The 12,680-nt window shown below is 60.4% G+C and carries 9 protein-coding genes and 2 pseudogenes; 3 read left to right on the plus strand and 8 right to left on the minus strand.

The annotated features are described in order from the left end of the window. Positions 1-3: 3 nt before the first annotated feature. Positions 4-966, minus strand: coding sequence for a zincin-like metallopeptidase domain-containing protein (locus tag QA640_RS33200; RefSeq protein WP_283042958.1), 963 nt, complete (start codon positions 964-966; stop codon positions 4-6). 641 nt (positions 967-1,607) lie between these two features. Beyond that, positions 1,608-2,654 carry an IS110 family transposase gene (locus tag QA640_RS33205; protein ID WP_283037024.1) on the minus strand — a complete coding sequence of 349 codons (1,047 nt, stop codon included), beginning with the start codon at positions 2,652-2,654 and terminating at the stop codon, positions 1,608-1,610. A 963-nt stretch (positions 2,655-3,617) separates the two neighbouring features. On the opposite strand from QA640_RS33205, the gene QA640_RS33210 reads away from it, so the two are divergent. After that, positions 3,618-3,884 carry a hypothetical protein gene (locus QA640_RS33210; protein WP_283037025.1) on the plus strand — a complete coding sequence of 89 codons (267 nt, stop codon included), beginning with the start codon at positions 3,618-3,620 and terminating at the stop codon, positions 3,882-3,884. Between the two features lie 25 nt (positions 3,885-3,909). On the opposite strand, the gene QA640_RS33215 is transcribed toward QA640_RS33210, so the two are convergent. Beyond that, positions 3,910-4,098, minus strand: coding sequence for a DUF3606 domain-containing protein (locus tag QA640_RS33215; RefSeq protein WP_283037026.1), 189 nt, complete (start codon positions 4,096-4,098; stop codon positions 3,910-3,912). Between the two features lie 245 nt (positions 4,099-4,343). On the opposite strand from QA640_RS33215, the gene ligD reads away from it, so the two are divergent. Next, positions 4,344-5,297, plus strand: a complete 954-nt coding sequence (gene ligD, locus QA640_RS33220) for a non-homologous end-joining DNA ligase (protein WP_283037027.1) — start codon at positions 4,344-4,346, stop codon at positions 5,295-5,297. Positions 5,298-5,352: 55 nt separating this feature from the next. Here the strand turns inward: ligD and QA640_RS33225 are convergent, their stop codons facing one another. Further along, positions 5,353-6,147 (minus strand): ribonuclease HII, encoded by a 795-nt coding sequence (locus QA640_RS33225; RefSeq protein ID WP_283042959.1) that lies wholly within the window; start codon positions 6,145-6,147, stop codon positions 5,353-5,355. A 478-nt stretch (positions 6,148-6,625) separates the two neighbouring features. Further along, positions 6,626-7,006, minus strand: a pseudogene (locus QA640_RS33230) (Ku protein); the annotation flags it as partial. A gap of 845 nt (positions 7,007-7,851) precedes the next feature. Here QA640_RS33230 and QA640_RS33235 point away from each other — a divergent pair. Next, on the plus strand, positions 7,852-8,901 hold the full coding sequence (locus QA640_RS33235) for a hypothetical protein (protein WP_283037028.1): 1,050 nt from the start codon (positions 7,852-7,854) through the stop codon (positions 8,899-8,901). Positions 8,902-8,977: 76 nt separating this feature from the next. Here the strand turns inward: QA640_RS33235 and QA640_RS33240 are convergent, their stop codons facing one another. The 3 genes and pseudogenes from QA640_RS33240 to QA640_RS33250 form a co-directional block, all read right to left on the minus strand. Then, complete coding sequence (locus tag QA640_RS33240) at positions 8,978-9,925, minus strand: hypothetical protein (RefSeq protein ID WP_283037029.1); 948 nt, start codon at positions 9,923-9,925, stop codon at positions 8,978-8,980. Further along, positions 9,900-10,598: a hypothetical protein gene (locus QA640_RS33245; RefSeq protein WP_283037030.1), complete on the minus strand. Its 699-nt coding sequence runs from the start codon at positions 10,596-10,598 to the stop codon at positions 9,900-9,902. The genes QA640_RS33240 and QA640_RS33245 overlap by 26 nt, the downstream gene beginning before the upstream one ends. An 887-nt stretch (positions 10,599-11,485) precedes the next feature. Further along, a pseudogene (locus tag QA640_RS33250) lies at positions 11,486-12,552 on the minus strand (IS110 family transposase). Between the last annotated feature and the right edge of the window lie 128 nt (positions 12,553-12,680).

The raw sequence follows: 12,680 nt of genomic DNA on the forward strand, positions 1-12,680 counted from the left end.
GCATCACGCCGCCTCATGATCGGCGACAACCGAATCCAGCGACGCGGGCTCAATGGTCTCGGGAACGAAGCCGAGCAAGTAGTCCGCGGACTTGCTCGCCTGCGAGGCGGCCCGCACGATGGCCCGATTGTCTTCGCGCAGGACTTCAAGCCAGGAGCCGATATAGTCGGCATGGCGCACGGTCGGGACGATCCCGAGCGACGCGCAGCTGAACGCGGAGCTCAACTCAGCGACCAGTTCTTCGAAGGCATACTTCTTCGTACCGTAGGATCCGCTCTGGTCGCGGTTGAGACGCGAGGGATGCCCGGTCGCATGACCAAGTTCATGCAACGCGGTGCGGTGCCAGTTGATGGGTTCGAAATAGGCCTGCGGCGGCGGGACCTGAACATAGTCTTCGGCTGTGGCATAGAATGCGCGATCTCCACCGATCCGAAACGGAATTCCGCTGGCTCTGATCAGGGCGTCGACCGTGGGTTCGATGAGGCCCGCCGGCGGGGGCGGCGCAGCGGCCGCGATAACATCGGGCAGTTCCTCACACTGATCGGTGTTGAAAACGGTAAATCGTTTGAGGAATGGAATTGCCTGCGCGTCTTCGCCGGTCTCAGCGGCGCGTCGCTTTTCGTCATTCGGCACGAAACGATCCGCGTAGACGACGGTGGTCCCGCGCTCTCCCTTGCGAACGTGGCCGCCAAGCGAGAGCGCCTGACGGAAGGTGAGCCAACTTTGACCGCCAAATCCCCGTTCGATCACGGCTCCCCATAGGATGAGGATGTTCACGCCACTGTATTGCCGGTTAGTCGATGCGTTTTTCGGCATGGCCAGTGGCGCTTTTGCCGCGGCCGTACCCCAGGGCTGAACCCAGGGCACGCGGCCGGCCTCGAGCTCGGCAATGATCTTGTCGGCGATTTCGGTATAAAGGTTCGCGCGGTCCTGGCCGGCGCGCGCGCAAGCATTAGGGTTTGACATCGCGGGTCTCCGCGACGGGCACCGCGAGCCTCTCTCGCAGCTTGTAACCCGTCCCGGAAAAACCCAACCTGCACTCTTACTCTCAGCCCCTGCGCTATCTAACTGGGCCGCAGGCCCGATCAGGGCGCCGGGGGCGCATCGCCGCAACGCAAAATGGCACCCGGAGAGCGTGAGCATAGCGACCCGAAGGGGCACGCGGGTCCGAGTGCAGCGACGAGACCGGTTCAATAGCGGCACCCGGGAACGGGGCAGTGATAGCGATCGCCGCAGGCGAGCCCCTTTCCCGAGTGCCCCCGGCGAGGAGCACCAAAGCTCTTGCGCGAGGGATCGAAGCCGGAAGGCCGAGACGCTGCGCGGCTCGGTTCATATGTGGACGGCCCCCGACTTGCAAGGATTGGCTCTGGCAGCATGCTCGGATCGCTTGCGCTCATATGTCCGGCCTGTTTTCGGGTCTTGCGACCACCGGCCAAGATGGGCTTCGCGGACAGTGAGATCCAAACACGAGAGCGGCATTTTCTGCCGGTAAACCGAGCGGAGCATTTCACTGACCGGCTCGCGCCGAACGTACCACCTCTTCCTGTCCTGCAAGTTCCGCCCTCAGCGTCAAACCTGCCGGTCTGGCGCCAAGCTGTGCATTTCGTTCAGGTCAATGTCGGCGTCGGCATGACGCTGCTTGCAGGTCGATACCGCTCACCGCTGACCATCAGTTTCCAGGCAATCCGCGCCAGCTTGTTTGCCAACGCTATGGCCACCAGCTTCGGCGGCTTGCGGGCGATGATGTCTTTCAGCCAGGGCCAGGAGCGAGTTTCCCGTCGGCGCATATCTGCGATCACAGCCGTTGCGCCAGCCACCAAAACGGTTCGCAACATGCCGTCACCCGCGCGTGTAATCACGCCGAGCCTATTCTTTCCGGCCGTCGAATGATTCTTTGGGGTCAGGCCGAGCCAGGCGGCAAAGTTTCTTGCCGACTTGAACCCGCGTGCATCGACGACCTTGATTGACAGCAGCGTCGCACCGATCGGACCGACGCCCGGGATGGCCGCCAGCCGTCGGCTCATCTCGTTACTCCGGTGGAGCTGCATGAGCTTCTTGTCGAGCTTGGCGATCTGGCCATCGACGCGCTCCAGTTCTGCTGCCAAAGCGTCCACCAACTCCTTCGCCAAGTCCGGGACTGTTACGTCGGCCTGAATGTCGATGAGCAATTGTTGAAGCCGCGAAAGCCCCTTGGGCGCGGTAAAGCCGAATTCCGCGGCATAGCCACGGATCGAATTGGCGAGCTGGGTCCGCCTGCCGATGAACTGGTTGCGCACACGCGCCAACATCTGCGCGCCCTGCTGCTCGGGACTCTTGATAGGCACAAAGTTCTTGCGCAGTTTCGGCCGACTTGCCGCCTCGCAAATTGCCTCGGCGTCCGCAGCGTCGGATTTCCCGCGCTGCACGTACGGTTTGACATATTGCGGCGGAATCATCGCAACCTCGTGACCGAGCGATTGCAGTTCCCGCGCCCAATAGTGCGATGCCCCGCAAGCCTCCAGCGCGACAAGTGCAGGCGGCAAACGACTAAAGAAATCCAAAACCTGCCCACGCCTCAACTTACGCCGTAGAATCGGCTGCTCCGTCTCGTCAACGCCATGCAGCTGAAACACACTCTTCGACGTATCCAAACCGATGCGAACAATCGTTTCCACGGACGGCTCCTTCGTTTGAGGTCAGCGACGAACTCTTCTCGCCACGCAGTGTGGCGGAAGGGGCCGTCCACCCCAACACGAGAGCCCGGCGCGGCTCTGGCCGCACGCGCAAAGCCTAAGCGAACGTGATGCAGGCAATGATACGAGAACCGCCCCGCATTTTCACAGGCGTCTCACGATTATGGAAGAGAGGCCTGTGGGCGGAGCGAAAGCGAAGACTCGCGGGGCACCGCGAAAGAGGCACCGCAAGCATGCAATGACGGCGGGCCCGAGGGCGAGTGCCTCCGGCGAGCGACTCAATGCGGATTCACGTCTCCTTGGTATCAATTTTGCTTTTGTGATATCGTCTCACTCGTGCGCATGTCGATGCACGGCGTGGGCATGTTCACTGAGAGCCAATTCTTACAGAGGACGACATGGCCAAGAAAGCGAAGAAGGCAAAGAAGACCACGAAGGCAGCTACCAAGAAGGTGGCAAAGAAGACTTCAAAGAAAAAGAAGTAGTCGGATCGGCTACTGATCTATTGCCGCCTCCGGGTCGCAACCCGGATGAAAAGCGAGACCTTCCAAAGGATATGAAGCGTCCTTTGCAGCCGTTCGGTATCGCGGCACGCTAAGATAAGGCCGGACCTTTGTGCAGGTGCTGCATAAAGGTCCGGTTTTTTATTTCTGCCCCCGCGAGGGCGTGACCTGCTCGTACGCGAAGCCGCAGGGCCGAGACGCTCCGCGGCTCGGTTTACCAGAGCGCGGTGGCCGACAGCCGCACGCGCAAAACGGATAAGACGTCTGAAGTATCGGAAAACGGTTTCTTCAGTTCGTTCTCTCCTACCCCACCACCTGGCCGGCTGTAAATTCGGCCTTTAAAGGACCACGAGATCCCACGAGCCGGAATCCCAGTCGTGTGTTAGGGATCGGGAACGTCTGCCGGACTAAACGATTCGTCTCAGCGTGGGAGAACCTTTCAATGCTGATGACCAAGCCGAGACGGCCGGCGATCCGCACCCTGCGCGGTTGGGCGATCAACGTGGTGAAGGAAGCCGGCGCCATCCGCGAGTGCGAGGAGCACGGTTGGATGCAGGACCGCGCCGATCCGCATGCCCGAGAGCGGGCCTTCGATATCGCCCGTCGAGACCTGCCGGAAGGCGTATCCCGTGAAGCAGCGGTGGCGGCGGTTCGCGACGTGCTGGACTCGATCGGTGATATCTGCCCAGAATGCCCCCCTCGGCGCTAGGCCCCGACGCCGACCCGTCTTCGACTCAGCGGCCCAGCCGTTTCTCCACACGCTTGCGCGAATTGCCGACCTTTTTGACTGCCTTTTTCACGGCCGATGCCGACTTTTGCGTCTTCTTCGCCTCGTACTGCACTTCGTAGTGCTGCCCGCCAGCCACCCGAGCCCGGTCCTGTTTTCGTCCGCGCGCCGTCTTGCTCTTCTTCGCTACCGCCATCGGTGCCTCCTGTTGTGACATCGAAGCAAACGCGACAAGGATTCGCAGGTTCCGGAACGATTCGAACTGTGCCAATTTGAATCGACCGTAGCGTGGAGTTCTTCAGTGCCGTTTCAGCGTAAAAGGCCGACGGCTATCTGTATCAAGGCGCTTTTCCCCAGCTTCATCGAACCGGCCCTCGCCACCTCGAGCGATAAGGTGCCGTCCGTGCATTACGCAACACGCACTGAAGGATTGGCCCTTGAATGAGCCGGACGTCGACCCTGCCCAAACGCCTACAGCCAATGCTCGCTACGCTCACCGACGCGCCGTTCGACGACCCCGGCTGGGTTTTCGAGGATAAGTACGATGGTTTCCGCATGGTCGTGGAAATCCGGCACGGTCGGGTCGCGCTCTACAGCCGCAACGGGAAGATCATCAGCCACAGCTATGTCGAGGTCGCCAAAGCGCTGGAGGGCGCGAATGGCGACGCCGTGATCGACGGCGAGCTCGTCGCGATCGGAAAGGACGGCGTCTCGCATTTCCAGCTGCTTCAGAACGCGCTCCGCCACGAGGCTAAGCTTTTGTACTGCGCGTTCGACCTTATGTTCGCGAACGGCGAGGACCTGCGTGCGCTACCGCTCCTCGAGCGCAAGAAGCGGCTCAAGGCTATCTTGCCGCGCCACAAGCTGATCGCGTTCAGCAACCATCGTAAGGCTAAGGGGACGAAGTTCTTCGCAGAAGCCGAGCGGAGACATCTCGAAGGCATTATGGCCAAGCGCGCCGACAGCCCGTACGCGTCCGGGCGCCGGACCGCCGATTGGCTGAAGGTGAAGACCGCACAACGGCAGGAGGTGGTGATCGCCGGCTTCACGGCACCGCGGCGAACCCGGCCCTTCTTCGGCGCGCTCGTGCTGGCGGTCCGCGAAGAAGATGCATGGCGGTACATCGGCCACGTCGGCACCGGCTTCAGCCACCAGGTTCTCGAACAGCTTCACAGCAAGCTCATGAAGCTCAAGACAGCCAAGTCGCCCTTCCCTGCCAAGATAAAGGATGAGCGAGTCACGACCTGGGTGCGCCCTTCGTTGGTCGCCGAAGTGAAATTCGCGGAGTGGACCAGCAAGGGCGAGCTGCGCCAGCCGGTCTATCTCGGCCTGCGGTCCGACAAGAAGGCCAAGGATGTCGTTCGCGAAAGGACTTGGTCGCGAAAACAACGCTAAGACGCAGCGTACAACCTGATGTAGTTCAACCGGCTTCGCGCTCGGATGCAGAGGGTCATGGCGGCAGCGGCGGCAACCCGAGAGCCTTGCGTACAGGTCCGAAGGACCTGCGGTGGGCTGCGCATGCACCAAGCCTAGCGAGCGCCTCATAATGAGCCGGCACCGGGTAGCCTTTGTGCTCCGCGAATCCGTACCCTGGGTAACGCACATCGAGCGCCCGCATGACCGCGTCACGCTCGACTTTCGCGAGAATGGAGGCGGCGGCGATGCTGGCGGACTTGGCGTCGCCTTTGATGATGGCCTGCTGAGGGATGTCGACTTCCTTCAACCGCTTCGCATCGATCAGCAAGTGCTGCGGCGTTAAGCCGAGTCCCCTGACCGCACGCTGCATAGCCTGGATGCCTGCCCAATAGATGTTGATCGCATCGATCTCCTCGACGTCGACGAACGCCACACACCAACTCTCGGCCTTTTCCTTGATCTCCTTCGCGAGTTCTTCGCGGGCTGCAGCGTCGAGCTTTTTCGAATCATCAATTCCGATGATCCGCGTGCCGGGCTTGAGAATCACGGCGCCAGCGGAGACCGGCCCAGCGAGAGGGCTCATTCCGGCCTCGTCCACGCCTGCCACGGCATGATGGCCGTTCTCCCAGAGAGAGGTCTCGAAGCGCAGCATCTTGCGGAGGCGCTGCCCTTCGGACCTATTTTCGAAGCGGCGCCTATCGATCGAAGCCAGGATGGCACGGACTCCCGCGCGGGTGTCGGCCCGCAAGATCTGCTCCACGCTGGCCTCGAGCGGTCTTTTCTCGACGACATAGCGTTGACGCAATACATCGAGGGAATACTGAGACATAGCGGCCTTGGTGAGAACTGACTGTGGGGAGCGTGTCGGTGAACTTTGTGGCGATTGTCTGAAGCAGCCATACCGCCTCATCAGCTGCGCAACGCCTCTCGAAAGGAACCGGCCGGCTCTCATCTGACGTCCGATTCTGCGCTGCCTCCGACACCGCGTCCACCGGCCTCAGAGGGAACCAGGTGTCTTCATCCCGAGCAAGGCCACTACTTCGTTCATGCGATCGGACAAGAGGCGATGGCATTGTAACGGCGCTCGCCGAGCGCCTGCTTGGCCTCGACCACAGTCCTATGCACCGTTACTTCGGCCCCGCGGTCGGCCGCTTTCCTGGCGCGCGCACCGCCCCGCCGGGGCCGCCATTAAACGGCCGATGAGATGATCTCGCGTGACCTCGTCGAGATGGGATTTGCCATTCGTTAGAGCCTGCCGCGGACGACGAAATAGTGGCCGTCCGGCGTCACCGGGTGCTTCACGACACCTAAGCCGACTTCCGCTGCGGCTTGGCCGCCGTCTTCTTCGTCGCGGTCTCTTTCGCCGGCTTCTTGCCTGCGATCGGCATCAGCATTTCCTTCTGCCCGGCCGCCGCCTTGCGCGGCTTTTTTCCTGATTTCTTAGGTGCCTCTGTCGCGGACGCGCCCTCTCTTCCGATGCTCTTTCCGATGCTCTTTCGCAGCGCGTCCATCAGGTCCACTACGTTCTCGCCGCGGGGACGCGCTTTCGCGGTGATTGGTTTGCCGGCGCGCTTCTGGTTGATCAGATCAATGAGCGCACTCTCGTACTGGTCTTCGAATTTGTCCGGCTCGAAATGACCCGCCTTCTGATTGACGATGTGCTTGGCGAGATCAAGCATGTCCTTGGTCTCCTCGGTCGCCACGTGCCGCCGAAGCCTGGATTGACTCCAGAGGGAGATCATCACACGAGTCCTTGCAAGGACTCGTGGACACTGCGTGCAGAAGGTCGGTGGTCGCCGGAGCAACTCCGCAGCTGGCCGCTGCCGCTCAGCAAGTCATTGCAAGTGAACGATGACCTCCTCTACGGGTCCGAGCGTAGCGAAACCGTCAGTTCGTTGGTACTTCGCAAGATCTGCCCTGCCGACTAGGTCTCTAGCCCATTGGTCGGACAAAATCGAAAGCGAGCGAGTCCGTGAACACGGACTCGCCGCCTTCCGAGCGGATCAGCACCAAGGGATGCAGACCCTACGTCCTCCGACGGTTCCGAGGATCGCTGGTCCAGGCGCGCGACCGTGTGTGATGTCCGTCAGCCCCTTAACGAGATCGTTCTGAATGTTCGACTTCGGCAGGCAGGCGTGGGTCACCGGGTCTTCGTACTGATCGTTTGGACAAGCGACGGCCGCCAACGTCGAAAGGCCATAGAATGCGGCGGCGGAGAAGGAACGAAGAATCATCTTATGAGATCGAGAACGCGGGCATTCTGTATAGAGTGGGCGCGGATGGGCTTCTCGTCGCAATCCAGTGCACCATGGAGACACTTTGTGTTGTAGCCTGCCTTCTGCGCTTTAACGAAAAGCTGAATGTCTTCCTTGGCCATCGAAGAGGGTCCCGCTTTGAGGTAGCCAACGTATCGCGGCCAGCGCGAATTTGTAAGGCGCACCCGCTCCGGATGCGACAAAATTGAGAATGATTCCGGACTTCGTCGGTCATTTTTGACATCAAATGCCGTGAGCTTTCGCGCGAGCAACCAGCAATGAATGAAGATGACTACAAAGGTGCGCTGAATCGTTGGCGAAATGCTAACCGGCAGAACCTCGCCGACTTGGCGCAATGGGCAGAACAAGATGCTTTGCCATGGCTATGGAAGGAATTCGCGGGAATTCTTGGTCAGAAAAATGCCCGCCCGCTCCAACCGGCGGAAGCAATCAGAATGGGCTTGCAGACCACGCCCGCCGATCGCGAAAAAATGCCTTTAAAGCCGAGCTTCTATCAAGCGCACCTAAGCATGCTGGACAGCGAGGCAAAGAAGTACATCAAGGCCGTCGCGCGTTTCATGGCGGAGCCGAATCCGTTCGCTGGAAACGTCGCGATTTACAATCTCCACGGTGGGCTGATCTCGCTCTTGGGTCACGGCATCATACTGTTCGAGCAAGCCGGTCAATGCCTCCTGAATCTAACGGGTGCCTACGGCGGCTGGCGACGAACGCAGGAGCATCCGTTTGAGATATTGGCAGGCGCCGAACAGATCATCTATGGACGGTTCTCTGGGCTCGCTCATGATGATCGGGCGCCGTTTACACCTGTTGCTGTTCTTCGAACCGCCGTCGAAAACCGGCTCCGCTCCGCCTTCGGCATCTATGGCTACTACGATACAAGAACGAATGGCATAAGGCCTATCGACCTCGGTCAATTGATCGAGGCGATCACACCTAATCTTCCAAAAATCCAGTTTGCCGTCGATTTTCACGACGTCGTCAAAATCTATCGGTGGAGCAATCCATATCTGCACGCCGGATGGCGTGATTTTGTCTGGGTGCCGGGCTATGCGCTCGAATTCCTGCACCCGCTCTTCGCTGATAATCGACCGACGCCAGGTAGAGGATGGTCTCTCGACGGAGGCATTCGTATGCCGCGCGAGACGTGGCGCGAAATTCGTCGCTCGTTCGCGGAGACGCCGCGCGAGAACCTTTTTGTTGAACTATGGAGAGCGGTTGTAGGCGTGTTTAAGCGAAGACGCGGGAGAAGCGCTCTCCAATTGAACGGGGCGGATGAACAGTCATCGGCCTGTGTCTTTCTCGATTAGACCTTTAGGTTGAGTGCATGCAGCGCGAAATGAGCTAGTTCAGGCGTTAGAGTGGAGTTCTCAGAAATCACCAATCTTACAGTTTTGGCCTTCCGACCTTACGAGGTCTTGATGCCATGGTTTCAAAATCTAAGCGTTGGAACATGGCCCAATCGATCTCCTTCGGCAGCTCGAAATGGGCCAGCTCCTGGCACTGCTTGCGGCGCAGCGCGGACTGCTGGCCGTAATTGCCGTGAACATCGTTTGCCTCATGGCCCATCTGCAGCCTCGTGGCCTCGTCGTCGAGATCCTCCTCAATGAACATGTCCTTGGCACCGTGCCGAAGGGAATGGGCCACCTCGATGTTCATGCCGATAGCGCCGGCCTTCTTCAGGAGCCGGTTCACGCGCTTCGATGCCACATCGCCGGGATCGGATGTGGATGCGAGCAAGCGGAAGATAAAGTTATCTCCCTGCTCGGTCGCCCAATCGACAAAGCCGATGCGCCGGAAAAAGTTATGTAGGACGAAGAAGCGGAGACTTCCCTCGGTCTTGTATCCGACCCGCTTGTACATGCCCTTCTCTTTGTCGTAGACGATGCCGTTCACGCGAACGATATCGACTCCATGTTTGCGATCAAAATCGCTGCCTCGGATAAAGGGGAGGATTCCGATCCGACCCGAGGAGAGAAGGCACAAGGGGCCCAACATCGCGTCGTCCAAATAGCCGCTCTCGACACCCAGTCTGAAGACCTTGTCGACCTTTTCGTAGTCGAGCGCCTCGCGCTTGACTGAGGGTTTGGCGTTGCCCGGCCATCGCACCCTATAGCCTTCGAACGGGTTACGAAGGCGATGCAATCCCACCGCATTATTGATGATAGCTCGAACCGTCTGCACGTATCCGTCTTGGATGGTTTTGAGCGCAAGTGGCTCGTAGCAACTCTCGGCCTTATTCTTTGCGATCGCCGCATGGATCCCCATCTGTCGCAGCTCTTCGGAATTTTCGCCTTCTCGCGAAAGTTCAAGCGGGACATACTGAAAGCTCATTGACGAAATTCTGGAGATCAATTGGCAAATAGCAATCGATCGGGCGATCTCCGACAAGCGCTTTGAAGGTCGCCGCACGCATCCGGCCAGTGCTGATGGCGCTCTCAGATGCTCCGCCAGCCCTTCGAAGCTCGAAATATTCATCTTCCAGCTCGCCGAATTTCGGCGCCAACGATGTGTCGATACTGGTCGGAACGACAGCCGGCGGCTGTTCAGGTGATTGATGCGGCGGCTTCGCCGGCCTGAGGTCGCGCGAGGTGGCGGAGCGATCAGTCGGCGCCGCCGAGGTCCGTTCCAGAATCGCAAGTTGCCGGTCGGCGACTTCGGTGAGCTTGCCGAGCACGTCCGACAACGGCTCACCACCAGGCGCCAGGCCCGCGCCGGCTCGCCAGCGATTCCAGACGTCTTGGCGCAACAGATCGGCGCGGGCCACGACGGTCGGATTTCCCGCTTCACCTTTGTTGACCTCCTTTTCGATCAGCACCGCCTCTTGGATCGAGGCGATATCGCGCAGCACGTCAGGCGAAAAATCCGGCCACGGAGGGGGATTGGCGATGTTGGCCGCTGCGGTTTCGAGGAAGGCGAGCATGTTCGCGAGGAATTCCTCAGGGCTGTCGCCCTTCGGAAATCCGACGTCGCTGCACGGAAGCTCTTCCCCGGTGTGAGTATTCACCCCGCATCTCCACTGGCTGAAGCCGGTTTGGGCCAGCGCGCCCAGCCAAGAGGCCCGCCTCTGCGCCTCGCGATGCGGAAGCACCCCAAGTCGCACCCGAATAGGAGCGCATGACGGCAGACTGGCTGCAAGGTTTGAGGGGGGCCGAATCTGGAAGAAATACGTGGAAAGCCGACGCACTAGATAGGTTGGCGCCCGCCCAGGCCCTCTGGGCCGGCGCGCGGGGCGCTCGGATGCACTTTTCTGTTGGACTACTTTGCGGACTACATTGCGGGATACACGCTTCGACACTTGCACACTCGGGCAGGCCGGAGGCGTTGTTTTTCGAGGCCTTTGGCAGGTCCAAAAAGTGGCGGATGGGCGCCACTCAAGGATTCGAATGCTTGGTCCGCTTAGAGGCACAAAAAGGAAGTTCGGCCTCTTCTGCGTGACCCAAGTGTGACCCCATGTATGGTCCGGCCGTGCGTTGCAAGTGGTTTCGCCGAGCTGGCGGTGAGCGGTCTTGCATCAATGTATCCGGCCTTGGATTGGAGCATTTGCTCCGGGCCATCATGGATATCAGCGCGCGTGCGTTCTCATTAACGGACAGGCCTCGATTGGACCATTTGGGTCACCAGTGTTCGCACGCGCCGGGAAGACCGAACCTCCATTTCGTCTCATCCTCTCGCAGACTGCAGCTGGAAGCTGTTGATAGGGTTACGTCATCGCTTGCTCCTTCTATCGCGCAGTTCCTTTGTTCGAGCCAAGGGCCGTTCCTTCGTCCCGGCCCGCAGAACGTCGATCGCGTCGCGCGCAAGGGGCGGTCAGGGCCGGCCGTCGCGCTTGGCTTGCGGCTGGCTCCGGCGTTGCCAGGCTGCGCCTTGACCGCGCCGAGCACGGCGCGAGGATCAAGCGGGTCGGACGCCTGCATCGTCGGTCCTCGTCAGCTCGAAGGCGCGTCCTTTGGCCAGCACCGCCCAGGCGATCCGGGCGAGCTTGTTGGCAAGCGCGATCGCCAGCACGTTGTGGTGCAACCGCCTCTCTTGGCGGCTTCGATCCAGGATTTGAGCCCGTAACGTTCCCAGTTCTTTATCCTGACCAGCACAACCCATGCCGCCTGCACGAACAGAACGCGCAGGTAGCGATTGCCGCGCCTCGAGATTTTGCCGAGGATCGTGCGGTCTCCCGTCGAGATCTGCTTGGGCACCAGTCCGAGCCAGGCGCCGAAGTCACGGCCTTTGGAGAAGACGTCTCCCGTGCCGATCGCGGCCACCATGGCGCTCGAAATGATCGGCCCGATGCCAGGCACCGTCATTAGACGCGAACATGCCTGATCTTGACGGGCCAGTGCTTCGATCTCGCCGGATAGGCCATCGATGCGCTGATCCAGCCGGCGCCAGTCGCCTGCCAACTCCTCGATGATACGCAGCAGGCGTGGCGACAGGGCATCGGTGCGCGTCGCAAGGACGGTGGGTAGTTCCGTACGCAGGAAGCCGATCCCCTGGCGCACGGCGATCCCGCGGTCCAGCATAAAGGCGCGAATCTGGTTGATAATGCCGGTGCGTTGCGACACCAGCCGCTCGCGCACCCGATGCAGCGCCTGCAGATCCAGTTGCTCCGCGGTCTTGGTCGCCACGAACGTCATCGTCGGGCGCTGCACGGCTTCGGCAATCGCTTCGGCATCATTGAAGTCGTTCTTCTGTCCCTTGCTATAGGGGCGGACATATTTGGCCGGCATCAACCTGGCATCGTGACCAAGCGAGGTGAGTTTGCGGCTCAGGTGATGGGCGCCGACGCAGGCTTCCATGCCGACCAGGCAAGGCGGTATATTGGCGAGCCGCGCTTCCACTTGGCCACGCGACCACTTTTGCCGCAGCACGATGGCGCCGCGCGCATCGTGGCCCACGACGTGGAACGAGTTCTTGCCGATATCGATGCCGATCACGGCGATCGCGGTATTGGCTGTCTGAGACATGGCGTGCTCCTTGTCTTTGACGCCCCTTCCCAGCTTCGCTTGCTGGCGGGGCAGGAGCACGGCCAGACCATCCCATTAACGGACACAGTGGAGCAGCCTCTGCTGAGCGATCTTACAAACCATTGATT

It is taken from the genome of Bradyrhizobium sp. CB82, from assembly GCF_029714405.1.
Lineage (GTDB): Bacteria > Pseudomonadota > Alphaproteobacteria > Rhizobiales > Xanthobacteraceae > Bradyrhizobium.